22 protein-coding genes are annotated in these 26534 nt (G+C 45.2%); 9 read left to right on the forward strand and 13 right to left on the reverse strand.

Features of this window, described 5'->3' with window-relative positions; genetic code table 11:
- The first annotated feature begins 29 nt into the window (after positions 1-29).
- Positions 30-545, forward strand: a complete 516-nt coding sequence (locus tag GXP69_RS14115; RefSeq protein ID WP_163915726.1) for an FKBP-type peptidyl-prolyl cis-trans isomerase — start codon at positions 30-32, stop codon at positions 543-545.
- 730 nt (positions 546-1275) lie between these two features.
- Here GXP69_RS14115 and GXP69_RS14120 read toward each other — a convergent pair.
- Entirely contained in the window at positions 1276-1869 is a 594-nt protein-coding gene (locus GXP69_RS14120; protein ID WP_163915727.1) for an acyl carrier protein phosphodiesterase, read from the reverse strand.
- A gap of 130 nt (positions 1870-1999) precedes the next feature.
- On the opposite strand from GXP69_RS14120, the gene GXP69_RS14125 reads away from it, so the two are divergent.
- Positions 2000-2494, forward strand: coding sequence for a pyridoxamine 5'-phosphate oxidase family protein (locus GXP69_RS14125; RefSeq protein WP_163915728.1), 495 nt, complete (start codon positions 2000-2002; stop codon positions 2492-2494).
- Positions 2495-2625: 131 nt separating this feature from the next.
- Complete coding sequence (locus GXP69_RS14130) at positions 2626-3360, forward strand: spheroidene monooxygenase (RefSeq protein WP_163915729.1); 735 nt, start codon at positions 2626-2628, stop codon at positions 3358-3360.
- Positions 3361-3362: 2 nt separating this feature from the next.
- Here GXP69_RS14130 and GXP69_RS14135 read toward each other — a convergent pair whose 3' ends face one another.
- The gene (locus GXP69_RS14135; RefSeq protein WP_163915730.1) at positions 3363-4073 is read right to left on the reverse strand and encodes a DUF1003 domain-containing protein; all 711 of its coding nucleotides are present in this window, start codon (positions 4071-4073) and stop codon (positions 3363-3365) included.
- Between the two features lie 62 nt (positions 4074-4135).
- Positions 4136-4792, reverse strand: coding sequence for a DsbA family protein (locus tag GXP69_RS14140; protein ID WP_163915731.1), 657 nt, complete (start codon positions 4790-4792; stop codon positions 4136-4138).
- A gap of 225 nt (positions 4793-5017) precedes the next feature.
- On the opposite strand from GXP69_RS14140, the gene leuS reads away from it, so the two are divergent.
- Complete coding sequence (gene leuS, locus GXP69_RS14145) at positions 5018-7783, forward strand: leucine--tRNA ligase (RefSeq protein ID WP_163915732.1); 2766 nt, start codon at positions 5018-5020, stop codon at positions 7781-7783.
- Between the two features lie 143 nt (positions 7784-7926).
- Here leuS and GXP69_RS14150 read toward each other — a convergent pair whose 3' ends face one another.
- The 4 genes from GXP69_RS14150 to ispG form a co-directional block, all read right to left on the reverse strand.
- Positions 7927-8427 (reverse strand): MarR family winged helix-turn-helix transcriptional regulator, encoded by a 501-nt coding sequence (locus tag GXP69_RS14150; RefSeq protein ID WP_163915733.1) that lies wholly within the window; start codon positions 8425-8427, stop codon positions 7927-7929.
- Positions 8428-8607: 180 nt separating this feature from the next.
- On the reverse strand, positions 8608-8961 hold the full coding sequence (locus GXP69_RS14155) for an MmcQ/YjbR family DNA-binding protein (protein WP_163915734.1): 354 nt from the start codon (positions 8959-8961) through the stop codon (positions 8608-8610).
- Positions 8962-9051: 90 nt separating this feature from the next.
- Positions 9052-9216, reverse strand: a complete 165-nt coding sequence (locus GXP69_RS18980) for a DUF6728 family protein (protein ID WP_204282041.1) — start codon at positions 9214-9216, stop codon at positions 9052-9054.
- Between the two features lie 94 nt (positions 9217-9310).
- The gene (ispG, locus tag GXP69_RS14160; protein ID WP_163915929.1) at positions 9311-11284 is read right to left on the reverse strand and encodes a (E)-4-hydroxy-3-methylbut-2-enyl-diphosphate synthase; all 1974 of its coding nucleotides are present in this window, start codon (positions 11282-11284) and stop codon (positions 9311-9313) included.
- Between the two features lie 149 nt (positions 11285-11433).
- On the opposite strand from ispG, the gene GXP69_RS14165 reads away from it, so the two are divergent.
- Positions 11434-11811: a hypothetical protein gene (locus GXP69_RS14165; RefSeq protein WP_163915735.1), complete on the forward strand. Its 378-nt coding sequence runs from the start codon at positions 11434-11436 to the stop codon at positions 11809-11811.
- Between the two features lie 792 nt (positions 11812-12603).
- On the opposite strand, the gene GXP69_RS14170 is transcribed toward GXP69_RS14165, so the two are convergent.
- On the reverse strand, positions 12604-14793 hold the full coding sequence (locus GXP69_RS14170; RefSeq protein WP_163915736.1) for a glutamine synthetase III family protein: 2190 nt from the start codon (positions 14791-14793) through the stop codon (positions 12604-12606).
- A 271-nt stretch (positions 14794-15064) separates the two neighbouring features.
- Between GXP69_RS14170 and GXP69_RS19310 the strand changes: the two genes are divergently transcribed.
- From GXP69_RS19310 to GXP69_RS14185, 3 genes are all read left to right on the forward strand, one after another.
- The gene (locus tag GXP69_RS19310; protein WP_163915737.1) at positions 15065-16912 is read left to right on the forward strand and encodes an LTA synthase family protein; all 1848 of its coding nucleotides are present in this window, start codon (positions 15065-15067) and stop codon (positions 16910-16912) included.
- Positions 16913-17052: 140 nt separating this feature from the next.
- Positions 17053-18372 (forward strand): tRNA (N(6)-L-threonylcarbamoyladenosine(37)-C(2))-methylthiotransferase MtaB, encoded by a 1320-nt coding sequence (gene mtaB, locus GXP69_RS14180; protein WP_163915738.1) that lies wholly within the window; start codon positions 17053-17055, stop codon positions 18370-18372.
- Positions 18373-18417: 45 nt separating this feature from the next.
- Positions 18418-19047 carry an OmpH family outer membrane protein gene (locus tag GXP69_RS14185; RefSeq protein WP_204282042.1) on the forward strand — a complete coding sequence of 210 codons (630 nt, stop codon included), beginning with the start codon at positions 18418-18420 and terminating at the stop codon, positions 19045-19047.
- 201 nt (positions 19048-19248) lie between these two features.
- Here GXP69_RS14185 and GXP69_RS14190 read toward each other — a convergent pair whose 3' ends face one another.
- On the reverse strand, positions 19249-20493 hold the full coding sequence (locus GXP69_RS14190; protein WP_163915739.1) for an ABC transporter permease: 1245 nt from the start codon (positions 20491-20493) through the stop codon (positions 19249-19251).
- A gap of 127 nt (positions 20494-20620) precedes the next feature.
- On the opposite strand from GXP69_RS14190, the gene GXP69_RS14195 reads away from it, so the two are divergent.
- Positions 20621-21886 (forward strand): asparagine synthetase B, encoded by a 1266-nt coding sequence (locus GXP69_RS14195; RefSeq protein ID WP_163915740.1) that lies wholly within the window; start codon positions 20621-20623, stop codon positions 21884-21886.
- A 13-nt stretch (positions 21887-21899) separates the two neighbouring features.
- Here the strand turns inward: GXP69_RS14195 and GXP69_RS14200 are convergent, their stop codons facing one another.
- From GXP69_RS14200 to GXP69_RS14215, 4 genes are read right to left on the reverse strand one after another with little or no spacing between them, the layout of a single operon-like run.
- Positions 21900-22688 carry a 2OG-Fe(II) oxygenase gene (locus tag GXP69_RS14200; RefSeq protein ID WP_163915741.1) on the reverse strand — a complete coding sequence of 263 codons (789 nt, stop codon included), beginning with the start codon at positions 22686-22688 and terminating at the stop codon, positions 21900-21902.
- The gene (locus GXP69_RS14205) at positions 22639-23778 is read right to left on the reverse strand and encodes an acyltransferase family protein (RefSeq protein ID WP_163915742.1); all 1140 of its coding nucleotides are present in this window, start codon (positions 23776-23778) and stop codon (positions 22639-22641) included. Before GXP69_RS14205 ends, GXP69_RS14200 begins: the two co-directional genes overlap by 50 nt.
- Positions 23779-23819: 41 nt before the next feature.
- Positions 23820-24431, reverse strand: a complete 612-nt coding sequence (miaE, locus tag GXP69_RS14210; RefSeq protein WP_204282043.1) for a tRNA-(ms[2]io[6]A)-hydroxylase — start codon at positions 24429-24431, stop codon at positions 23820-23822.
- A gap of 50 nt (positions 24432-24481) precedes the next feature.
- On the reverse strand, positions 24482-26470 hold the full coding sequence (locus tag GXP69_RS14215) for a putative porin (RefSeq protein WP_163915743.1): 1989 nt from the start codon (positions 26468-26470) through the stop codon (positions 24482-24484).
- Between the last annotated feature and the right edge of the window lie 64 nt (positions 26471-26534).

Below are 26534 nucleotides of genomic sequence, written 5' to 3' on the forward strand. Positions count from 1 at the left end.
TACCTTGTCGGCACCAAACACATAAACATATGAAAATAGAAAAAAATAAGGTGGTAACACTCACCTATGAACTGAGAATACAGAACGAAAATGGTGAGCAGAGCCTGGTAGAAGTTGCCAATGAAGAGCAGCCAATGGCCTTTATCTTCGGCATGAGTGGTTTGCCAGATCAGTTTGAAGATAACCTGAACGGCCTGAGCGAAGGCGACAACTTCGAGTTTAAGCTGGATGCTGAAGAAGGCTACGGCGAATTTGACGAAAACGCTGTTGTGGAACTGCCTAAGAATGTGTTTGAAGTAGAAGGTGCTGTTCCGGATAACATGTTGGAAGTAGGCAACTTTATACCCATGACCGATAGTGAAGGTAATCAGTTACAAGGCCGTGTAGCTAAAGTGTCTGACTCTGCCGTAACAATGGATTTTAACCACCCGCTTTCTGGTAAGGAGCTATACTTTAAAGGAAAAGTTTCGCAGGTACGTGAGGCTACGAAAGAAGAGTTAGATCATGGTCACGTGCATGGTCCGGGCGGCCATCACCATCATTAATAGTATCTGAACATTCGTTCCTAAAGCAGCATAGGTAATTCTTATGCTGCTTTTTTGTTTATATTTCTTCGATTTGTCATCCTGAGTATTCTTGAGACGAGAGTCGAAGAGAGCCAGTATAGTTGTGAAGGATCTTATGTGTCCATTACATTATTTTCATTTCGAATACAGTGAGGAATCTATTTCAAACTATAGTTGAAGCTATTATTCTATAGTAGGCTATAATTGGCATTGGACACAAGCAGTTCGTACTATAGTTTCTTTTTATCCTGGGAGCTCTACCAGCCTATCGTTTTATAGTTGCTTTGGTGCGCTCACGGCCGCGAGGCCTCGTCTTTGGGCATCGCGCGGTGTACATTCCTTTTGCTCCTACGTCGCAATGCCTTGCGGCACCAGAAATCTACAAGGCGCTCAACCCAAAGACTGAAATCAATCAATAGCTAATCTATAGTTTAATGAACAGCTGTAGTTGCATCGCTTTTCCGTGGTAGTAGTTTCGTGGGGCAGGCGGCGCCTGCCTGTTCGTGGATTGTGACTATAGAACTATAGCAACAGCAAAATTCCCCTCTCGGGAGGGGCAGGGGTGGGTTGATTGGCAACTATAGAACTACAGCTCAAACTAGAGCACTATCAGAAAACTTCCCTCTTTCGACTACAGAGAACGGGAGTTCAAAAGTAGCGCTGAGTGGTTAGTGTTGGTTCGACCTGCAGCAACTATAGTACTAAAGCTTTAACGCTTCAATAACTCGGTTTTCACCCCTTCTACATAAATTACTAACTCCGGGAAAAAGGCTTCGAAATCCTGCTGGTACAAACTATAGTTTAAGGCGAGCTCCTCTCCTGCCGTTTCCATGTTCGACTCGAAACTGGTGCGTCTGCTAAGGCCAGTTAAGGCACGGCTGATCCCTTCAATTTCTGCATAACCGAGCAACCAGTTCTGCTCCTTCATATACGGGAAAAAGTGCTGCACTTTAGCCGGCAAGGCTGGCAGATAGCTGTTTATCAAACTATAGGTCCGGTCGGTGTAACTTTCTAGCGTTTCGTTGGCATATTGCTCAAAACTTGTGGCCAGAAAATGGTCGTAAAACAGGTCTGCTACAACCGGGGCATATTTTTTATATTTTTCTCTGAGGCGGGCTTTGGTTTCGGCAACAATGGGGTGCGTGTCGGTGAAGCTGTCGATAAACCGGTGCAGGTAAATGCCGCGCGCAATACCGGAACTATAGTTGGCAGCCTGTTTCCCTTTAACAGCATCTGCAATAAAGTTACCGAGCATCAGTTCTTCGTTGTTACCGGACAAGTATAAATGGGCGAGATAATTCAAATCAATAGAAATTAATATTGTACTTCAAACAACTTATACTGCGCTTTGTTCTAAAGGTATAAACTATAGGCTATAAACCCTTTGTATTTAAGGCGCGTAAGCAAAACACAATTACAACAAACATAAAACTATGAGCAACGACCAGAAAACCGACTTACAGAAACTGATAGATAAGATCAAAAATATTGATACGGCCATGATGACCACTGCCGATGATGAGGGCAGCCTGCGAAGCCGGCCGATGCGCAACATGCAGATAAAAGAGGATGGCGTGATCTGGTTCTTTACTGGATACGAATCCGAAAAAACACACGAACTGCAGAAAGACGCACATGTGAACCTGAGCTATGCCAAGCCCGACGATCAGTTATACGTTTCGGTGTCGGGCAGAGCAGTTGTAAGCAGAGACAAGGCTAAGATAGACGAATTATGGAATCCGGCGCTGAAAGCCTGGTTTCCAGAAGGAAAAGAAGATCCAAACATCGGTTTAATTAAAGTGACGATAGACAAAGCCGAATACTGGGACTCACCGAGCAGCGCCATGGTACATTTATATGGTGTGGTAAAAGCTGCCATTACCGGCGAGCGTGCCGACCCGGGTGAAAACAAAAAGATCAACCTGTAAGTATAAAAGAATACCTATAGCTTGAAAGCAACACCTGCCTTACTCCCGTTTGGCAGGTGTTTTTTTGCGTTTCATTTCGCATTTATTACCTTACTTACATTTAGTCACCAGGCACAAACAACTATATTCCTTTGCAGCCAACTATAGCTTCTTCTCCCCGACTCACCACGCTCACTTTGTTTGGCATAAAAAAAGGCCACATGCGTTGGGGACTGGCACAAATGGGTACATCTGGTTCTGAGCTGGCAAAAATACCCGGTTTGCTGTTTTATAAGTTATTGGGCAGCGGACGCGGCAGAGGCTTCAGTATAAAACCAAACTTTTACCGATACGGACTCATTTGTACCTGGGAAAGTGAATTTGCTGCTGAGGATTTTTTCAATAATTCTGGTCTGATGCAGGAATACAGAGAGCACACCTTTGAAAGCTGGACCTGCTATATGCAACCCATGCAAAGCCACGGACAATGGGACAAACAGGAACCTTTTTCGCCTATAGTTTCAGAAAAGAATTGTTCCGGCCCTATAGCGGTGCTAACACGGGCAAGTATTAACCTACGGGCCCTGCCTAATTTCTGGCGGTTTGTGCCGCAGTCAAGTAAGGCGCTGGATGATGCCGCAGGCCTGATCTGCTCGATTGGCTTAGGAGAATTGCCGTTAGTTCGTCAGGCTACGTTTAGCATCTGGGAATCGGCGGAGGCTATGAAGAATTACGCTTACCGCAACCCCAAACACCAGGAAGTGATCAAAAGAACCCGATCTGAAAACTGGTACTCCGAAGAGTTGTTTGCCCGCTTTATAGTTACCAGAACCGAAGGCAGCTGGAATGGCACCGACCCGCTTAAAACAACTATAGCTCAACTATAGCATCAGCGCTTAAACCGGGCCATAATATCTTCCAGCAGGTCTACCTGTATTTGTTGTATCTCTATCAGGCGCTGGTTCTGGTTGATGATCAGGTGATCTATTTTTTCGTGCAGCAACCGTATCTCCAGTTCCGCTTTCAGGTTTACCTGGTAATCATATTCCGAGCGCTGCCGGTCTTTTGCCTCTTTCCGGTTCTGGCTCATCATAATAATAGGCGCCTGTATAGCTGCCAGGCAGGAAAGTATCAGGTTTAAGAGAATAAAAGGATAAGGATCGAATGGCCGGGTGGCTACAAAATATACATTAACAGCCATCCAAAGGAAAAGGAAAGAAAAGAAGATCAGAATAAACGTCCAGCTGCCGCCAAATGCAGCAATCTTATCTGATACCCGCTCTCCTAATGTCAGTTTATCAGTTAGCTCTGTTTCGATGTTAGAAGACAGGACTTCATGTTCGTTTATGCTCTGGATCACCTCTTTTTCCAGTTCCGACAGTTCGCCCAGCTCTTTCGTGAGCATGTTTTCTAAGTACTTATTGCGGTACTGGTTTAGAACAGTCACAGAAATCAAACCCTTCTCATCAAAATCAGGATGATCTGCCTTGATAAGGTCCAGAATGTTTTTGCGTATGCCTGTGCCTGTGACCAGTTGCTGCATGGGCAGATGTTTCCCGGTAACCTGACATAAGCCGGTGCTGTTACGATGTGCTTTCATAAGGTATATTGCTTCACCTTATGTAGCCATACGCATAGGAGCTTTAATCGGTAAACTATAGTTTATTTAAACTGTTTATTGATCTGCTCTAGAGCGTTCTCGATCAGTTTGCTCATAGCTTCGTAGGTGCGGTAGCCACGGCTCAGCAAATTTACTTCATGGCCATTCAGGATATATACGCTTGGGAAAGCTACTGCCTGCAAATGGCGCGCAATCACAAAATCCTGCTGGCTTTTGGCAAGCATGTCTTCTGAGCTGAACTTCTCCAGAAAAGCATCCTCTTCAATTCCAAACGTACTTGCTATTTCGGCCAGCACAGTTGGGTTGGTTACATCATTGTTACCGGCATAAAAAGCGGTCTGTACTTTCTCAGCCATCTCCAGCTCTGCTTCCGGTTTCAGGTAACGCACGGTAATAACCGCGCGACAGGCAGGCTCGGTGTTATAGATAAAATCCGTTCTGTCGAAGAAACTATAGTTGAAAGGCTGGTTGGTTACCTGCTCCACGTCCTGCCAGTGCTGTTTTGTTTTGGCAATATTCTCGGCATCCATCGGCTCTGTATTGGCCCGCAATCCGCCCAGCACCAGTTTAAAATTCAGTTTGCCTTCCTGCTCCTGTTTTATGCGATGAAATACCGGCGCAAAACCGTAGCACCACGAACACATTGGGTCCATTACATAGATCAGGTGCGGCACATCCAGCAGATCGTATTTTTCCATTTCTATAGTTCAATAGTAAAGCTGCAAAGTTACTATTGATTGTTGAATTGTTAAATTGTTGATGGCTGAATATAGTTTGGAGCCCAAATAGCCATTTAACCTTCAGCCATTTAAACATTTAACTAGTAAACCATCCAACAATTTAGCCATTTAACAATCCAACAATTGACAATTAACAATTAACTTAGCGGTTTAGGAAAGATTAAAGCGAATACACGATAAACTATGTCAGAGTATAATTTCAATCAGATTGAGAAAAAATGGCAGCGTTACTGGGAAGAGAACCAGACGTTTAAAGCCAACGAAAGCAACGATAAACCAAAGTACTACGCCCTGGATATGTTCCCGTATCCGTCTGGCGCCGGCCTGCACGTTGGTCACCCGCTTGGTTACATTGCTTCTGATATAGTGAGCCGTTATAAGCGCCTGAAAGGATTTAACGTGCTGCATCCGATGGGTTTCGACTCATTTGGTTTGCCAGCCGAGCAATACGCGATACAAACTGGTCAGCACCCAGCTATTACTACCGAGCAGAACATTGCGCGCTACGTAGAGCAGCTGAAAAACATTGGTTTTTCTTTTGACTGGGAACGCGAAGTGCGTACCTCCGATCCGAGCTACTATAAGTGGACGCAGTGGATCTTTATGCAGCTGTTCAACAGCTACTACAACTATAGCTCAAACAAAGCTGAAACGATTGATAAGCTGATAGCAGAGTTTGAAGCCAACGGTAACGCCAATATAAACGCTGCCTGTGACGAAGACACTCCTGCTTTTACTGCCGCAGAGTGGAATGCCATGAATAATCAGCAGCAGGCCGAAATGCTTTTAAAATACAGACTGACTTACGTTGCTGAAGCAGTTGTAAACTGGTGTCCTGCGCTGGGAACGGTACTGGCAAACGACGAAGTTGTTGGAGGTGTATCGGAGCGTGGCGGTTACCCGGTGGAGCGCAAGAAAATGCGCCAGTGGATGATGCGTATCACAGCCTATGCCGAGCGCTTACTGCAAGGCCTGGAAGAAATTGACTGGCCGGAGCCGGTAAAAGAAATGCAGCGTAACTGGATTGGTAAATCAGTTGGTGCCGAGCTGGATTTTGCCATTGAAGGCCACGGTCATATTAAAGTATTCACAACCCGTATTGATACCATTTTCGGGGCTTCGTTTGTAGTGCTTGCACCAGAGCATGACCTGGTTGCGCAGATCACCACAGACGAGCAGCGTGCTATAGTTGAAGACTATGTAAACGTAGCCAAAAACCGTTCGGAGCGCGAACGTATGACGGACGTTAAAACCGTAAGCGGTGTGTTTACCGGTGCCTATGCTATTAACCCGATTTCAGAAGAGCGCGTGCCGATCTGGATTGCCGATTATGTGCTGGCAGGTTATGGTACGGGTGCCGTAATGGCCGTTCCGGGTCACGACTCGCGTGACTATGCATTTGCCAAGCACTTTAACTTGCCTATAAAAGAAGTGGTTGCTGGTGGTAACTTAGCAGAAGAAGCCTATGCAGCTAAAGAAGGTAAAATCATCAACTCCGGTTTCATGAACGGATTAAATGTGAAAGATGCCATAAAAGCTGGTATTGCTAAAGCTGAAGAACTGGGCGTTGGTAAAGGCCGCGTGCAGTACCGTATGCGTGATGCTGTGTTCAGCCGTCAGCGTTACTGGGGCGAGCCGGTGCCGGTTTACTTTAAAGATTGTATTCCGCACTTACTGAAAGACGAAGAGTTGCCACTGGAGTTACCTAAAATTGATGCTTACCTGCCAACTGAAACCGGTGAACCGCCACTTGGCCGCGCCGTGGACTGGAAGTACGATAATCAGTATGAGTATGAGCTGAGCACTATGCCGGGTTGGGCGGGAAGCAGCTGGTACTGGTACCGCTACATGGACCCGCAAAACAACAGCGAGTTTGCAGCTAAGAATAAGATCGACTACTGGCGCAATGTAGACCTTTACATTGGTGGTTCAGAGCACGCAACCGGTCACCTGCTCTACTCCCGCTTCTGGAACAAATTTATGTTCGACCTGGGCTTAGTGGTAGAAGAAGAGCCTTTCAAGAAGCTCATCAACCAGGGCATGATTCAGGGCCGATCAAATTTCGTGTATCGCATCAATGGAACTAACAAGTATGTTTCTTATGGCCTGAAAGATCAGTATGAGACAACCCAGCTGCACGTAGACGTTAACATTGTAGAGAACGATGTGCTGGACCTGGAAGCTTTCAAAGCCTGGAGACCAGAGAATGCCGATGCAGAATTTGTGCTGGAAGATAACAAATATAATGTAGGCGTCGAGATCGAGAAAATGTCGAAGTCGAAGTACAACGTGGTGAACCCAGATGACCTGGTGGAGAGAATGGGTGCCGACACGCTGCGTATGTACGAGATGTTCCTGGGGCCTCTGGAGCAGTTCAAGCCATGGAATACCAACGGCATGGACGGCGTGCACAAGTTCCTGAAGAAATACTGGAAGCTCTTCCACGACAAAGACGGTAATTTTATAGTTAGCGATGAGCAACCAACCGCCGAAGAACTCAAACTGCTGCACAAAACGATCAAAAAAGTAGAAGATGACATCGAGCGTTTCTCGTTCAACACGTCGGTTCCTACGTTCATGATCTGTGTGAATGAGCTAAGCCAGCTGAAGTCGAACAAGCGTGCCATTCTGGAGCCGTTAACGATTCTGTTATCGTCTTACGCGCCACACATTACCGAAGAGATCTGGAAAAAACTGGGGCACAGCGAAAGTATCAGTTACGCAGCCTTCCCTGAGTTTAAGGAAGAGTACCTGGTAGAGAACACGTTTGAGTACCCGGTATCAGTAAACGGTAAGACCCGTGCCAAGATGACATTTGCGCTGGATGCTGCACGCGAAGACATGGAGAAAGCTGTACTAGCGGATGAGCAGGTAACGAAGTTTTTTGATGGAAAAGCACCAAAGAAAGTTATTATAGTACCTAACAAAATTATCAACGTGGTAGTATAAGAGAACTCCATTTTACCAACTAACTTTTTAAAAGCCGCCAGCAACCCATCCTGGCGGCTTTTGCATTTCAGGCAACTATCTTTTGAGCAACAAAAAAGGGGGCCTGTTTCCACTACCACCCTTTTGCTATAGTATAGGTTAGTTTAGTTTGTTTCTGCAGGTGTTGCCGCACGAATCCGCTTAGAAGCCGTTTTAATGGAGGCACGGACACGATTAAGTAGTTCACTCAATTGTTTTGCTTCTTCCTCGCTCAGACTATGCATCAGGCTATCAAGCAAATCAAGTTCCGGCTCAATGGAAGCCATAAGCCGGTGCCCTTTCTCAGAGAGTACAATATTAACCAGGCGCTTGTCGTGCGGATTTTGCTTTACATCAACAAACCCTTTGGCATTCAGACGGCTTACCAATCTGGATGTATCCGACATCTTATCGAGCATTTTGTCGCGCAGACCAGAAGTAGACAGTGGACTTGGGTAGTTGTCCCTTAAAATCCGAAGCGCATTATATTGCTGTGTGGTAAGGCCATAGCGTTTGAAGAAGCTCTCGTAGCCGTTAAAAAGGAATCCACACGTGTATAACAGGTTAAGACTTGCTTTCTGCCATTCGTTACGGATCTTAACCCCAACTTCATTTTCAAAATGCATAAATAGATCTAAGGTGTGATGTAATGATAATTAAAAAACAGCAAACTACCAGATGAACGTACCAAAATTTACGACCAGCAACCGCATTCCCCCTACCAACTGCAATAAAATGTTTTTAGTTTCTATCTGATACGCCGCTTTACGTTGTACAACAGCTTATGTTATAGTTTTTACCCTGTACTATAGATTATGCTCCCGCCTGACTTTTAAAGGCAGTTTAGCAACTACAAGCGCATACGATTCATCAATCATTTGTTGCAGCAAAGCATCATGCAAACCAGCTTCGGGAAGTACCGTATTCCAGTGTTGCTTGTTCATGTGATAGCCCGGCTTTACCTGCGGGTATTGCTCACGCAAAGCCACTGCTTTTTCCGGATCACATTTAAGGGCAATGCCGTTCTCAAATTCAGAAATACTGCACAGTGCGTACATCTTGCCGGCTACTTTAAATACCAGCGTATCTTCATCAAAAGGCAGTTCTTCGGTGGTGGCCTGTTTGGTTAGGCAGTATTCCCTGAAAGCTTCTATGTGCATTTGCCTGGTTTTAAATTTGTAAAGCGGGTTACAATGTAATAAAAAAGGAGAACAAGTATGTTCTCCTTAAAAATTTATCTGAACAGTAAATTAAATATGCGTGATGATAAAGTAAATTATACCAGCCAGAAACATCAGAATCGATATTTTATTGATGGTGTGCATCGTCCGGATATTGAAGTTGGTTTTGCGGTTCGGGTCTTTTTTACGAAAAAAGTAGGTGGCTACTTCCGTGAAATCAAATAATCCCTTCATATATTTTCAGTTAACAGTTAGCATTGATCAATTAGCAGAAACTATAGTTTGCTTTCCAGCCTTTATAATTTCTAATTAGCTATAGTTTGTTGTTTTAGTCCTCCAGTATAACAGGCTCAGTCCAGCGGTTGTCTTCCCGTATCAGCTCGATCAGTTCATCTACTGCCCTATCGGCAGGCACTGACTTTTTGATGACCGTCTGTCCGCGGTACAAGGCAATTTTATCTTTCCCAACCCCAACGTATCCATAGTCTGCATCGGCCATCTCGCCTGGTCCGTTCACAATACAACCCATTATACCAATCTTCACTCCTTTCAGGTGGTCGGTGCGTTTGCGGATCATGGCAGTAGTTTCCTGCAGGTCGAATAGTGTACGGCCGCAACTCGGGCAGCTGATGTACTCTGTTTTACTCATACGCGTACGTGCAGCCTGCAGTATACCAAAGCTAAGCTTATTCAGCGAATCTATCATTTGCAGCCACTCGGATTTCTCTTGCTCTGGTAACAGTTCAGTGCTTAGCATAACGCCATCACCCAGGCCGTCAATCAGCAAACCACCTACATCTGTAGAGGCGTATAGTTGGATCTCATCGGATGTCAACTCACCGTAAGCACGCTTGATAATGCACGGCACCTGTACGCCATTGTTCATTAGCCTGAAAAAACATTTACGCAGTTCCGGCATGGCGTGGGCATTAGAGGTTTGCAACACCAGAACGGCAGTGCCATCTGTTTTAAGTTGATCCAGCAGCTGAGATGTAAGCTCGCTTATAGTTGCAAGTATAAAATTGAGCTTATGGTCGCGCGCTGTATTGGCCAGGTATTGTTCTGCTGATAACAGCGGATGCTTGTGCTCGCTTCTCTCTGACTTAAGCCACGAACTATAGTTTACGATCTCCTTCAGTCCATTTGGCAACATAAAGTTGATCGGGTTATCGCCGGTGTAAATGTAATCAGCACCCAGATCGTTCATGTTAAACTTATCGAGCAGCATCGAGTACAAGTGGCCCACACATTTCAGGTCGGCGTACTGTACATCAGTTAATCTGCTCAGGTCTGCAATTACACGCGGTACGTTCTGCCCGCCCAGGTTTTCAGTTTCTATCGTTTCCCTGCGGTGGTACTGGAACGGATCAATCGGAACATTACAGATAGGTTTTATCGGGTCAGCTTGCTCTGCTCGGTTTGTATAGCGGTCGATCAGCGCTTTCGCTACCGGTGCTTCTGCTTCAGGAGCCTCTGTTAACGAAACTCGAACAGTATCGCCAAGGCCATCTTCCAGCAATGTACCAATACCTACAGCTGATTTAATGCGACCATCTTCTGCTTCGCCGGCTTCGGTTACGCCCAAGTGCAGTGGGTATGGCTGCAATTCTTCTTCATCAAGTTTCTGCACCAACAATCGATAAGCCTGCACCATTACCTGCGTGTTCGATGCCTTCATTGAGATCACCAGGTCATAGTACCCTTCCGCTTCACAGATCCGGATAAACTCCAGCGCACTTTCCACCATGCCCAGCGGTGTATCGCCATAGCGGCTCAAAATTCTATCCGAAAGCGAGCCGTGGTTCGTACCAATGCGCATGGCAGTTCCGTGCTCTTTACAGATGCGTACCAGCGGCACAAAGCGGTCACGAATACGGTTTAGCTCCGCCTGATAGGTTTCGTCATTATATTCAATTAACTCGAACTTCTTCTTGTCAGCATAGTTACCCGGGTTCACACGCACTTTCTCAACTATACGGGCAGCAACTTCAGCGGCGTTAGGGGTAAAATGGATGTCCGCAACAAGGGGTACACTATAGCCACGCCTGCGCAGTTCTTCCTTAATATGCTTCAGGTTTTCAGCTTCCTTAATGCTTGGCGCCGTAATCCGGATATATTCGCAACCCGCCTCGATCATGCGGATACACTGCTCCACAGAGCCTATAGTATCCATCGTGTCCACGGTGGTCATCGACTGTACCCTGATCGGGTAATCGCCACCCATCGGAACGCCCCCAATATTAACAACGCGTGTTTTACGGCGCTTGTATTCCGTCAGGCTCGGGCAATAATTCTTGTTCATCTGGTCGATCTCGCAATTCATCTATCTCTTAACTAAAGTTGCGTCTGCTTTGTTCAAAGGGTACTTCACGTAAAATTAGCTTTTATTCGGGACAACTATAAACGCCATAGTTTTAAAAATACGTATACATGTATATATGGAGTAAAATCATGATACATATGGGCGCGTTTATACCTGGCAACACCCAGCGTCAGCTCAAGGAGTTGCTGCAGTGGGGAAAAGTGCGGCACGAGCAACTCAGCCATGCCATTCTCATTACCAAAGATTCGGTTTTGGGCTATCTGAAACGCCAGCTCCAGAAAGGCAATTTCGAGGCTGTGCTGGATGTGCTGGAAGGAAAGCCAATGACCTCAAGTGGACGCGCTTTGCATCACGAGCTCCAGAACCATATTGCTGATAACCTTATGCTTCAACTACGGATCGGTAAAGTGCTAGCTGTGAGTATGTCCATTATTATTCTCCCGCTTATTCTCGCCAAACTTAGCGATGTGGTGCTGGATAAGTTTAAGGAAATAACAGAAGAGTAACCGAACCCTTCAATTTATGATTACTTTCCGCTATTCTTGTTTGTCATCCTGAAAGGATCTTGTGGGCAAACCACAAAGGCTCATACTATAGTTTTATAGTTGCTGTAAGTCCAACCACCCCTAACCCCTCCTTGTCTAAGGCGGGGAGCTTTATAGACTTTGCTATAGTAGATTTATAGTTCTATAGTTTCTTTTTTAACCCACCCCTGCCCCTCCCAAGAGGGGAATTCTGCTACTGCTATAGTTTGTATGAACATTCTATAGTTACCGACCACGAGCAGGCAGGCGCAGCCTGCCCCACGGAACTACTACCATGGAAAAGCTACGAGCTATAGTTGATCAATTAAACTATAGATTAGCTATCGATTGATTTCAGTCTTTGGGTTGAGCGCCTTGTAGATTTCTGGTGGCGCCAGGCATTGTGAGGCACGAGCAAAGGAAATGTACACCGCGCGATGCCCAAAGACGGGGCCTCGCGGCCGTGAGCGCACCAAAACGGGATTGAAATGATAGGTAAGTAAAGCTCTCAGGATCAGTAGTAACTTTAGCACGAACTGCTTGTGTCAGGTAACAGGTAGTGGTAACTATAGAATGGTTGCTTCAACTATAATCTGAGATAGATTTCTCACGTTGTTCGAAATGACAATTCAGAAAAGGTCATATAAGATGCCTTGACTATCGCTCGACATGACAGCAAATAATCTATAATTCCTGAAACAACATCAACTATAGCATTTAAATAAAAAAGGACGTCCTTACAGACGCCCCTTTCCAAGATAAAACTCAATATTATTAGTTACGGAACATCAGTTCACGATACTTCACTAAAGGCCAATCCTCATCATCAACCATCAGTTCCAGCTTATCTACACTATTGCGGATAACATCGAAATAGGTGAAAACCTCTTCGCGGTACATGATCGCTTTATCGCGCACATCTTCCAGTTTATTAGCTACTTTACGGGTTTTAATCATGTCCACCACATTGCGCTGAATGAGGGATATATGACGGGAAATACGCTTGATACTCTCCAGGGTAGTCTCAATGTACTCATCCTCAAGCCCAAGTTCTTTTAAGCCGCGAATGTTCTGGATCAGTTTATTTTGATATGCGATTGCTGTCGGGATAACGTGGTTCATGGCCACATCGCCCATTACACGCGATTCGATCTGAATTTTCTTGATGTAATCTTCCAGGAGAATCTCGTGGCGTGCCTCCAGTTCTATTGCCGTAAAAATACCGTGGCGGGCAAAAAGCTCAATTACTTCCGGACGGTGATATACATCCAGCGCTAACGGTGTCGACTTGATATTAGACAAACCACGGCGTGCTGCTTCTTCTTCCCACTCGCTGGAGTAACCATTTCCTTCAAAACGGATAGCCTTTGATGCAACCACATACTCGCGCAGCACCTGAATAATGGCCAGCTCTTTCTTCATTCCTTTCTCAATCAGTGCATCTACCTCTGTGCGGAACTCGATCAGCTGATCGGCAACGATCGTGTTTAGTACCGTCATGGATGAAGAACTGTTGGCTGAAGAACCTACCGCACGGAATTCGAATTTATTACCGGTAAAGGCAAATGGTGATGTGCGGTTACGGTCTGTGTTGTCACGAAGTACTTCTGGAATGCGGTCGATACCCAGTTTCAGGTACATGTTGTCGCCTTTTTCCATTGGTACTTTAGAGGTACGCTCCAGTTCATCTAAAACCGCAGATAGCTGCTGCCCAACAAACACCGACATAATAGCTGGCGGCGCTTCATTAGCACCCAGGCGGTGGTCGTTGCTGGCCGAAGCTATACTTGCACGAAGCAGGTCGGCATGTTTATGCACGGCCATTACCGTGTTAATGAAGAAAGTAAGGAACTGCAGGTTCTCTTTCGGCTTTTTGCCCGGGCTCAGCAGGTTAACGCCTGTATTGGTGCTAAGTGCCCAGTTGTTGTGCTTACCGCTGCCGTTTACGCCTTTATATGGTTTTTCGTGAAGTAAAACTTTAAAGTTATGACGTTCCGCAACACGGCCCATGATATCCATTAGCAACTGGTTGTGGTCTACGGCAAGGTTGGCGTCTTCGTAAGTTGGGGCGCACTCAAATTGGTTAGGAGCAACTTCATTGTGGCGGGTGCGCAGTGGTATACCCAGCTTCCAGGCAGATTTCTCAAAATCAACCATAAATGCATGCACACGGCTCGGGATAGCCCCGAAGTAATGATCTTCCAACTGCTGGCCTTTTGCCGGGGCGTGCCCAAATAAGGTACGGCCGGTAACCACCATGTCAGGGCGGGCTTCGTAAAGCGAGCGGTCCACCAGGAAGTACTCCTGCTCTATACCCAGCGTAGTATTTACTTTGGTTACGTCCTTATCAAAATACTGGCAAACCGGCAATGCAGCATTGCTCAGCAGGTTCAGTGATTTTAACAAAGGTGTTTTATAATCCAGGGCTTCGCCTGTGTAAGAAACAAATATAGTTGGGATACACAGCGTTTTAGCACCAGCGTTCTCGATCAGGAAGGCAGGTGAAGAAGGGTCCCAGGCACTATAGCCACGTGCCTCAAACGTATTACGGATACCACCGCTTGGGAAAGACGATGCATCAGGTTCCTGCTGTACCAGCGCGCTTCCTCTGAAACTTTCAATAGCTTCTCCATCAGGCGTAAGATCAAAGAAAGAGTCATGTTTTTCGGCTGTAGCACCATTAAGTGGCTGAAACCAGTGCGTATAGTGTGTTGCACCCTTGCTCATGGCCCAGGTTTTCATGGCTGCGGCTACTGCATCAGCCAGGTTACGATCTACCTGTTCGCCTGCTTCAATTGTTCTGGCCAGTTTTTTATAGTACTCCGATGAAAGCGTTGCGCGCATTGCCTGCATGCTGAAGACGTTTTCTCCGAAATAATCAGAAATGATGTGGGAAGGAAGATTTACTTCACAGGGTTTGCGCTGGCTTACCAGCTCAAGTGCTTTAAAACGAAGTGTTGCCATTGGGTTTTTGGGTTGGGTGATGTTTGATGTCACAAAATTAGGAGAAAAATTTTATGCACAACTAAAGCACCCTATTTTTTTAAGGGGTGTTTTGAAAATTTATATACATTTTCTAGATCACCCCTATAATTAAGTAGGGATGTGTTTGAAAACACTCCACTTTCTTCAATAAACCCTATAGTTTATAACACCCTCCATTGATTTTTTCCTACGGAATCTACAATAGATAATTTTTGTTAGAAACGGGCAGCTAACTGCTTATCTTTGCACCGTGAAAAAAGACCTTTACTTTCAGCCCTTATATTTCCTGTTCTGGGTTTTCTTTTTTATAGTTTCCAGGGCGGCATTTTTATTATACCATGCCGATAACAGCGCAGAGCTAACTATAGCCGAACTGGCTGGTACTTTCTGGTATGGCTCTAAGCTTGATTTATCTTTTGCGTCTTACCTGAGCGCTATTCCCTTTATACTTGCTTTTGTAGGCTATTTATGGAAACGCTTTCCGGCTGCGGGCATTATTCGCTGGTATACTTTTGTGTTGCTGGGAATTTTGTCTGTGATACTCGCTGCCGACCTGGAGCTATATTCTTACTGGGGCTTCCGGATTGATGCAACTCCCCTGCAGTATCTGAACACGCCTGCTGAAATGGCTGCATCAGCTGGATCTGCTCCACTCTTCCTGCTTTCCTTTGTAGCCCTGGCCTTAACGGGCGTATTTGTGCTTGTTTACAAGCTATTTTTTGATCTTACTAAATTCAGAACACTGCATTTCAGCTGGCTAGCTGCCGGACTTGCTTTCTTTATGATTGCCCTGCTTATTTTGCCGATGCGTGGGGGCATACAGCAAATCCCGATAAACCAGAGCATTGCCTACTTCTCCGACAGACCATTTACCAATCACGCCAGCCTGAATATGTCGTGGAATCTGATGCACTCTATGCTGAAATATGGCGAGACTAGTGAGAACCCATATTTGTACCTGCCAGCCGATTCGGCAGAACAGAAAGTACAGCAACTATACGGATCTGTAGCTCCGGACTCAGCACAGCATCAGGTGGTAAAGCCGGGTAAGCCCAATGTTCTTTTCATCATTCTGGAAAGCTATACTGCTAAACTGGTTGGTCATTTAGGCGGTGAAAAAGGAATTACCCCTAACCTGGACAAGCTGGCAGCTCAAGGCGTAACGTTTACAAACTTTTATGCCAGCGGCGACCGAAGCCAGAAGGGCATGGTAGCGATCTTAAGCGGTTATCCGGTGCAGCCAGCCACATCTATCGTTAAAGTCCCTAAAAAATCTGAAAAACTTCCGCAACTAAGTCGCACGTTTGAAGCGCTGGGGTACAAGACGAGTTTCTTTTATGGCGGTGAGCTGGAGTTTGCCAACCTGAAATCTTATTTCGTGAATGGCGGCTACGATAAGCTGATAGATAAGTATGCTTTCCCTGCAGAGAGCTATAACAGCAAATGGGGCGCACACGACCATGTGCTGTTCGACAGGGTACTGCAGGATCTTAACGAAGAAAAAGAGCCGTTTTTCAGTACCGTTTATACCTTGAGCAGTCACGAGCCTTTTGAAATTCCGATTGAGCCTAAGTTTGCAGGGAATGATGTGCCGAATAAGTTCAGAAATAGCGTGTACTACACGGACTGGGCGCTGGGCCGTTTTGTGAAGGAAGCTAAGAAACAGTCCTGGTGGCAAAACACACTGGTAGTTATAGTTGCAGATCACGGTCACCCGCTTCCTGCCGAAGATCCGAACCATGCGCCATCTAAATTCAAAATACCGTTGATACTGACAGGTGGTGCCATGGCCGTACAGAACGAGCGAATAAATGCACTGGGCTCACAAACTGATATTGCTGCTACTTTGCTGGCACAGCTACATATACCATATAAACAGGACTATGTTTGGAGCCGGAACTTACTCGCTCCTACCCAAAACCCATTTGCTTTCTATGTTTTTCAGGATGGCTTTGGATACATTACCCCGGCCGGCGAAGTGACTTTCGACAATGCATCTAAAAGAGTGATAACCCGCGATGAAGGTGTAACAGACGAGCAGCTCGAAATGGGTAAAGCCTACCTGCAATACTCATTCGCCGATTTTCTTACTAAATAATTCTGAAAGAGTGGTTTGGGAACTATAGAAGCAATTTACAACTATAGTTAAGCGTGTTGCTCTGAAAAGCTTGCTCACCAAATTCACACAAACACTCATTCTTACATTCAAAACTATATTTTGTACCTTTGCGATTGATTATGAAAAAGGTAGCTTTTTATACATTAGGTTGTAAACTCAACTACTCAGAAACCAGCACCATTGGTAGAATTTTCCAGGAGCGTGGTTTTGAGAAGGTAGAGTTTACGGATACGCCTGATATTTATGTGATAAATACCTGCTCTGTTACCGATAACGCGGATAAAAAGTGCAGGAAAATTGTGAAGGAAGCCCAGAAGCACTCGCCTAACGCTTTTATAACGATACTAGGGTGCTATGCCCAGCTTAAACCGAAAGAAATTGCTGAAATTCCGGGAGTGGATGCCGTATTAGGTGCTGCCGAGAAATTTCAGTTGGTAGATATTCTGGAGGGTTTTACGAAAAAGGAGAAAGCTGAAGTTCACGCGAGTCCTATTTCAGAGGCTAACACGTTCCATAACTCCTACTCTTTCGGCGACCGTACCCGCACGTTCCTGAAAGTACAGGATGGCTGCGATTACTCCTGCTCGTTCTGCACCATTCCGTTAGCCCGCGGTAACAGCCGCTCCGATACGATAGAGAATGTGGTGCGCTCTGCCAATGAGATTGCAGAATCTGATGTGAAGGAAATTGTGCTGACAGGCGTAAATACCGGCGACTTCGGACTGCAGGACGGCAAGCGCGTAGAAACTTTCTATGATCTGGTAAAAGAGCTGGATAAAGTAGAAGGTATTGAGCGCTTCAGGATTTCATCTATAGAACCAAACTTACTTAAGGACGAGATCATTGAGTTTGTGAGCCAGAGCAACCGCTTCATGCCGCATTTCCATATTCCGTTGCAATCCGGTTCTAACAAAATTTTGAAGCTAATGCGCCGCCGTTACCAGCGCGAACTATACGCTGACCGTGTTGCCAAAATAAAAGAACTGATGCCGCATTGCTGCATTGGCGTGGATGTTATAGTTGGCTTCCCGGGCGAAACGGAGGAAGACTTCCTGGAAACCTATAATTTTATAAATGGCCTGGATGTAAGTTACCTGCATGTTTTCCCATACTCGGAGCGCGAAAACACGCTGGCTCCTGAAATGCCGGGCAAGGTAACTATAAAAGAACGTAACCGCCGTGCCGATATGCTCCGCATTCTGTCAGAAAAGAAAAAGCGTTTCTTTTACGAGCAGAATACAGGGCGCGAGTTTACAGTGCTTTTCGAAGATGATGTGAAGGATGGCGTCATGGAAGGCTGGACAGAGAACTATGTGCGGGTTGCAGCCAAGTATGACCCAGTGCTGGTAAACGAGCTAAAGCATGTACGCCTTACCGGAATTAATGCCACTGGTTTAATGGAAGCAGAAGAAACTTATACCGAAGTTTTAAAACATTAATTATATTTACCAACTAACAACCTTTTTAACTTAATTAACCAACCTGTGAAATTAACAAAGCTTGCCCTTGGCTTATCTGTAGCCACGGTATCCCTGGCAGCATGCCAGCAGGAACCTGCTAAAAATGATGGCGCTGCCACTACAACTACAAGCGAAGCATCAGAAAAGATTGGCGATGTAGTTTATGTAAATGCTGATACACTGCTTGCTAACTACGAACTGTTTAAAGATGTGCGTACACGTCTTCAGGCTCAGGCAACTAAGGCAGAAAGCGACCTGAAAACCAAAGCAACTGCTTTTGAAAGAGAAGTTGGCCAGTATCAGCAGCGTGCAGCTACTATGTCGCAGGATCAGCGTGCCGTTACAGAGCAGCGCCTGGCGCGTAAGCAGCAGGAAATTGCTAACCTGAACCAGTCTGAAAGCAACCGTTTGATGACACAAGAATCAGAAGAGCAGAAAAAAATCTACGATAAGGTAGAAGCTTACCTGGAGCAGTATAGCAAAGATAAAGGCTATAAAATGGTGCTTTCTTATTCACGTGGCAACAGCGCCATCCTGTACAGTGACTCTACACTGGATATTACCCAGGAAGTGCTGAAAGGTTTGAACGAAGCATACGCAAAGGAAAAAGAAGCTCCGAAAGCAGAAGCTAAAACAGAAGAGAAAAAGAAATAAGCTCTCTTAAGGCATAAAGCGAAAAAGGCGGGATTTCCCGCCTTTTTGTTTGCCTTGTTATAAGACCTATAGTTTATAGTTTGCTAAGCTATAGTTTAAAAGATCATTTCAAATACTCAGTTCTTGACAAAAACTTCTTCGTGCTTATGGAGCTGATTATGAAACCCTTTAAACCAGAGCAAGTCTATCTAATTAATGATCTTACTCGTACCGGAGGGCCTCTATTGGATCCAGTTTTGACGCACGATAAGCTGGATATGAACCGGAAATAACACCAACTATAATACAGATCGAAAGCCCCACAAATACCCAAACCCACGGAACTATAAAGCCGCCATCTCCAATAAGCGCTGAGATACCATTCCCCATCAGGATACCAAGAAATACGCCCGTTAACCCACCTAATAAACAAATCACGATCGACTCGATCAGGAATTGCTGGCGAATCTGATGCGAAGTAGCACCAAGCGCTTTTCGAACCCCGATCTCACGGGTCCGCTCATTCACTGAAACCAGCATGATGTTCATCAAACCTACAGATGCACCCAGGAGGGTAATAAAGCCGATCACAAAACCACCGACCTTCAGGTAGCCTGAGATTTCGTTTAAGCTCTGCAGCAGGGAGTCGCTGCGCCTGATCTCAAATGATTCTTCCTGTCCCAGGTTATCCTGCCTCACGGCGCGCATTACACCGGTGGCCTCACCCATCACATAATTCAGCTCATCAGGTTTCGGGATCACCGTCTTTATGGCATAGTTTAGAGTACCGTTTCCAGTTATTGGTATCTGGCGGCCGGTTGCAAGTGGAATAACAATCGTTCTGTCGCCTGCATTGCCTCCCATAGAGCTGCCCCGCTCTTCCAACATGCCAATTACTTTAAATCTGCGGCCCAGGAACGTAACATACTGTCCGATCGGGTTTGTGTTTTTGAAGATATTGTTCTTCACTTCGCTGCCGATTATCGCCACATTCACGCCGTTCTCCTGCTCAAAATTCGAGAAATCACGGCCATCAGCCAAGTTCAGGTTCTGTGCCTGCAGGTAATTCTCGTCGCCGGCAACTATGTTAATGTTTGGGTTCGTTTTATCAGTCTGGCTTTTTACCACGGTGGCGCCGGAAACATAAGCTGATAAGCTAACTTTTGCCTTATCAGACATAAGGTCTTTGTACTTCTGCGCCTGCTCGTAGGTAATAACCGGATATACTTTTTGTGCACGTCCGCCCTGGTTGCCGCGGTTATTGGCACCTTTGCGCTGTATATCAAAAGCATTTGCCCCAAGTGCAGAAAAAGTCTGGTCGAGCGAGTGTTTTATACCATCTACAGCCGTAAGAATACCTACCAACGACATAATACCAAACGAAATAATAAGCCCTGTAAGAACGGTGCGCAGTAAGTTACCTTGTATAGCACGCAGGCCTTCCAGTATATTTTCGATCAGGTTCATAGTTCAGGTTGTGCGGTTTTGTGGTTTTTCTCGTTATAGCTAACAACAGGCAGCAACTAAGTTAGCTGCTTTTATTTAAAAAAGATTCGTAATTTATACTTTTAGTAGGAATTTAACGGCAGACTCCATGATTTTAAGGATTTTCTTTGCTATAGTTGGCGTGCTTATAGTTCAGCTTCAGGTGTTGGCCAGTACAGTGGTCATCCCCATGGATGAATCTCAGAAAGATCACCTAAAATCATATGGCGCTGCTTATTGGGTCTTGTCCAAGGATGTGCCAGTTGATTGGTTATTAAACTACCGTGATGGGAGTTTCGCATTCACACATGCCCCGCAACTGGAAAATGAATTGATCGTGAGAGGCGTATCGTATCAAGTAATTTCTGAAGCCCAGTACAACTCTATTCTGAGCCAGATAGCTGATCCGGAAGCTAACATGGATATTATGAAGCTGGAGAAGGTACCTAAAATCGCTGTTTACTCTCCAAAATCAAAAATGCCCTGGGACGATGCCGTGACCCTGGTTCTTACATATGCCGAAATTCCTTATGATGTGGTGTATGATGACGAGATCATGCGTGGAGATCTGCCTAAATATGACTGGCTACACCTCCATCACGAAGATTTTACGGGCCAGTATGGTAAGTTCTATGCCAGCTACCGTCATTATCCATGGTATCAGCAACAGCAACAGGAGTCAGAAGAATCTGCAGCACGGCATGGGTTCAAAAAAGTATCGCAATTGAAAATGGCTGTTGTTACCAAAATCAGGGACTTTTGTGCCGGAGGCGGGTTTCTGTTCGCCATGTGTTCTGCCACCGATACCTATGACATTGCCCTGGCCGCCGATGGAGTCGATTTTATAGAAGCGATGTACGACGGAGACGGCGCCGATCCGAATGCACAACAAAAGCTGGACTTCGGAAAAACATTCGCCTTCCGCGATTTTCAACTGGTAAGAAACCCGCTGGAATATGAGTACTCCAACATTGATATGCAGCCACAGGAGCGCCCGGTAACTGAAGCCAACGATTATTTCCAGCTTTTTACTTTCTCAGCTAAATGGGACCCTATTCCGACGATGCTCTCGCAGAATCATGCAAAAACTATAAAAGGCTTTATGGGCCAGACCACCGCTTTCAGAAAAAGCCTGGTGAAACCGGAAGTAGTTGTAATGGGCGAAAATAAAGAACTGGGTGAGATACGTTACATGCATGGCACCTTCGGGAAAGGCACCTGGACCTTTTATGGTGGACACGACCCGGAAGATTACCAGCACCTGGTTGGCGAAGACCCCACCGACCTGGCTCTGCATCCTAACTCACCAGGTTACAGACTGATACTGAATAACATATTATTCCCGGCAGCCAAGAAGAAAAAGCAGAAAACCTAAACTATAGTTTGAGTCAGCCTATCTGCCTGTTTATTCTTTCAAGGGCCGCTTTTATCCCGGACTTGAAGCGCTTCAGCTGCCCCGTAACTCCTTCTGTATTCACAAAAATGGTATTATGTTCCGGCGCTGTTTCAATTGCAGGGCGTGAAGTGGTATAGTAATAAGTCGCCAGCGATTTGCGTGTTATTCTGTCAGGTACATGTAGTTTCTGAGGATGTCCGTGAAAAGAGATTTCGTTCGTTTCAAAAATTACGCAGCGGTTAAATGCCGGCGAAATCTTGTGCATTAACCTCGGTTCTTTTTGGGTAAGGTCCCATAGTTCGAGATGCCCGCCATACTTTTCCTCCCAGTCTTTATTCAGGTAAACAAGCACATTCAACCGCCTGTGGTACTTGGTAACCGGATGTACATTATAATCTACGTGTACATTCAGGAAGGCCCCGTTTGTTGACTGATGCAGTCCACCGCCAAATAGTGAGTCGTCGGCAATCAGAGGTTGTTCAATACCTGTTAGTTCCTGCAACCACTCCAGAAAATGCGCTGAGTTAAGCTCCTGGAATACATCTTTAAAGATATCGCCCTCAGCAAAAACCCGTTTCTGGAATTTGTTACTCTGATCTATATACGTTGTGTTATCCCATACACCATCCGTAGTTTTCGGATATGCCTGCAGCAGCTCTTCGGCAGCCTCAGCATTCAGAAAGCACTCAACAACAAGGTACCGAAAAGGCTGCTGAGCCTGAAAATCCGCTTTAAGATGCTCGAGCTGCTGGTTTAGAAAGTTCAGGTTTATGTAGCGCATCTGATCTATGTTTTCTTAACCTCTCTATTAAACGAAGAGAAGGTTGTTCAGCCAGGTAATAAAGAATTATTGATACCAGGACTGCCAGTACAGTTCCAATATAATAATATACTCTGTCATAAAAGATGTACTCATTTAAATAAGATGCGATGCATACATAAAATAGCAAGAGCACGGAAAGGTGATTCAGGTATAAGGTATAACTGATTTTACCCAGTAGAGCAAGCGCTTTAGGAGCCTTTGCTATAAAGTAAAGGGTGTAGTTGATTAACGTAAAGCTTAAAACTATAGCAAAGGCATCAGCCAGGTAAATATTCGATTTTAGAATAAACACATTTTGTAAAGCAAATAACAAAAGTAAGGTACAGAGGAATACTTTCTGGTTTGTAATTAAGGGCGCAACACCATAATGCTTGAAATACCGGTAAGTAAATATTCCGCAAAGAAAGAATATCTGAAAGTAAACTATAGAAAACTGGAAGAAATAACTGCAAGTGAGGAATATAACGAATAACCCTAACAGGATATGGTTCTTCAACCTATGGTATACAGGAAATAACAGATAGAAGATAGCCTCGTGAAGTAATGACCAGTATGCAAAATTTGCTCCGGCATAGGTCTTATTCGGAATGAAAAACAAAGTCTTGAGAACTGTGACAAGTGACAGATCTTCCAGCGCAATCTTTATAGATTCATTGTACTCTCTGCCCTCAACATAGAATATTTTGCTGTTAAACTGATAGGCTAAAAGTAAACTTCCTATGGACAGAACTAATGAAAAAAGGAAGGGAATGTAAATCCTAAGAGACCTGATCTTATAAAAACTACTTAGGCTATAGTTGTTTCGCTCAAAAGAATAGCTGATAACAAAAGCAGAAAGTATAAAAAAGAAAATAACGCATTGTTTGCCGGCAGAGCTTAGCATATCAAGCCCGAATGCCAAATAACCGTCCAGGCCATCTATGCCTACTTCTTCAATATACAAGGTTCCGCCGGACCATAAAATGAATTTGGCATGGAAGATAACAACTATAAGCGCTGCCAGCCCCCTCAGAATATGCAATGACTTTATATTCTCTTCTAAATTCATTCAAACAAGCTGGTAGCTGCTATTTTCAGGAAAGCTCCTTTTTAATGCATCCTGTCAGGTCGGGGCTCCAGGTTGCGGATGATGTCAGCTTCTATGGCTAGCAGTTCATTCAGGCGAGCATCCACTTCTTCGGCAGGCATGTATTCTTTTGCCAGCTTTACAAAGCTCACATAGTGACCGGCCTCAGAAACCATTAGCTCATAGTAAAACTTTTGCAGCTCTTCGTCCTGAATATTCTTCCATAAAAGTTTAAACCGCTCACAACTACGGGCTTCGATCAGTGCATTTACTAGTAAATGATCCATTAATTGACGCTCACGTTTATTGCCTTTACGGATGTGTTTGGAAAGTTCCACCACATACTCATCTGGTCGGTTGCGCCCCAGCCCGTAGCCACGCTTTTTTAACTGCTCCAGCACACGCTCAAAATGGCTCCACTCCTCTGCTACCAGGTCAGTCATTTCCTCTACCAGGCGCGTTTTGTCCGGGTACTTAACTATAAGCGAAATGGCAGAGGTAGCTGCTTTCTGTTCGCAATAGGCATGGTCAACCAGTATATCCTCAATATTCTTTTCAGCAATGTTAACCCAGCGCGGGTCGGTTGGCAACTGCAGGCGAAGTATAGTTTTAGTAGGCTGATTTGTAGCAGACATACAGAATAAAAAGTCAATAATTTAACAATAAGGCATATTCAACTAGCCTTTTAATCAAAGAACATCCACTTCAGACCGAAGGTAAAGCTGCGGCGCAGGCCAGGATAACCTGGTGTTTCGAAGTAGCCCGGCTCCCAGATGCCATAGTTCACGTGTGCCATTTTCAGGAAAACATTTACTGTTTTAATATCGGCATTCAGGAATACATCAAAAACCGGATAGTTCTTTGTAGTAAGGTCATTCTGCAGGTAAAACTGCTGTGTTACCGGCATGTATGCATCCGGCTGATAAGCCGAAGGAAGCGTCATCTCCAAGCCAATTTGGCTGAACAACGCTTTCTTGAATAAGAACCCCTGGAAGTATAGTTTAGAATTTACAAGCCACTCCGGAATGCGGATATACTGTGCTTTTTCAGCATTGGTATAGTGCAGGAAGTTTTCGAGATGGAAGCCGCCAAAACGCAGGTGCTGTGCCAACTGTGCTTCAAGCAATTGCTGATTGCCATTAAGCTGAATTGGCTCGGCATTAAAACCATATGTTACGTAGCGGTCAATATGGGTATATGCACCCATCAGGCGAAGATGCATTCTCTTACCAAACTGGTGGCGTAATATGGCCTGACTTCTGGTAGTTATAATTGCATCAAAGTCGTTGTCCCAGTTAAAGTGGTTGCTGATAATGCGCTGCTGTATCAATGTAGGCGACTGACGTAAACGAGTCTGAGATAACTCCAGCCCCTTAAACCGGGCAGACGCAAGGAATCTATAGTTATCCGTCAGTTGATATTCACCTTCGCCATAAAGCAGGTATTTATCCTGGTAATTAAGCTGGAACTCCCCACCTAGCAATACCTGATTAATTGCATCGACACCTGTAACTAAGCCACCAATGGCAGATGAATCCATTGTTACAGTCTTTACTGCGCTATAGTTCAGTTTGCTGTTACGGAGCTTGGCATAAGCTTTAAAGTAGGAAATACTGGATCTTCCGGTAAAGCCGAATTCATTTTCGAACTCGCGGAAGTTGGTCTCGTCATCTGTAAACCTGTTACTATACAGCGTGCGCGGGTAGAAAAGAAGACTGCTATCACCAGCAAAAGGAATAAGGTCGTCCTGGTAATTGGTGCGCTGGCTTCTCCAGTCCATGCGGTGGTAAATTTTCAGGTTATCGTTAATGAGCCTGAACATGTGCAACAGGTGATAGTTGTGGCGCATTTCCTGCGTACTTGCCTGATTCAGGAATACCAGGTCATTCTCGTATCGGAAAAGGCTATCTGTCGTATCATCCGGATCAGGCCGCACACCACCGCTCTCTATCTGTTCATGGTTTAAGTGTGTATAGTTAGCGAATAGCTCATATTTCTGATTCTTGGACTTATAATGGCTGAAAACTTTTATTGCCTGGTTATCAATCAAGCCATCGTCGTATAAATCGGTAGAACCGATCTGTTTATCCGCTGAAATGATCTGGTAAGCAACGCCAAAATTAAAGTTCTGGGTAATGTTGCGTGCATATATCCCCTCAAATATAGTTTCCCCCCGCTGTCCCTGCACATAATACAAATGCGAATAAGGCGACCGGGTATCGAAATAATTTATCTTTTGCGGATCATAAGCATAGCGATCGAAGGCATTCTTGCCTAGACGCACGCCAATGCGCGTAGGCATATAAAACAGCAAAGGCTGCGACGCAGTACCTACGTTACCGAGGTGCTGGTAAAAAGCCGTATCCTGAAACCAGTAGCGCTGGTTGTGCATGTTATGGATGGCAGTATCTACCCGCTGCTCGCGGTAGCGCCCTTCCAGCACATCCCTTTCGAAAAGCTGTAAAGTAGTTTTTGGCCCGTACAGGTTTTGGGTAGTATCATCAAGAATAGCGCCGGGTCTGCCCCGTCGTAGCGAGTCCTGCGGAGTTGCATTTGGTAATTGCCCCTGCTGGCGTTGTTGCGGGTTATTTTGCTGGCGTTCCTGTCCCGGCCTGGTGCCCGAACGGGTGGGCTGACGCTGCCTTACCTGACCGAAAGATTCGGTTACGATCAAGAACAGTAGAAAAAACAGGAATATAGATATGCTTTTTTGTCTCACAGGAGCAAAATTAGTTTTT

This window comes from Pontibacter burrus, from assembly GCF_010686685.1.
Lineage (GTDB): Bacteria > Bacteroidota > Bacteroidia > Cytophagales > Hymenobacteraceae > Pontibacter > Pontibacter burrus.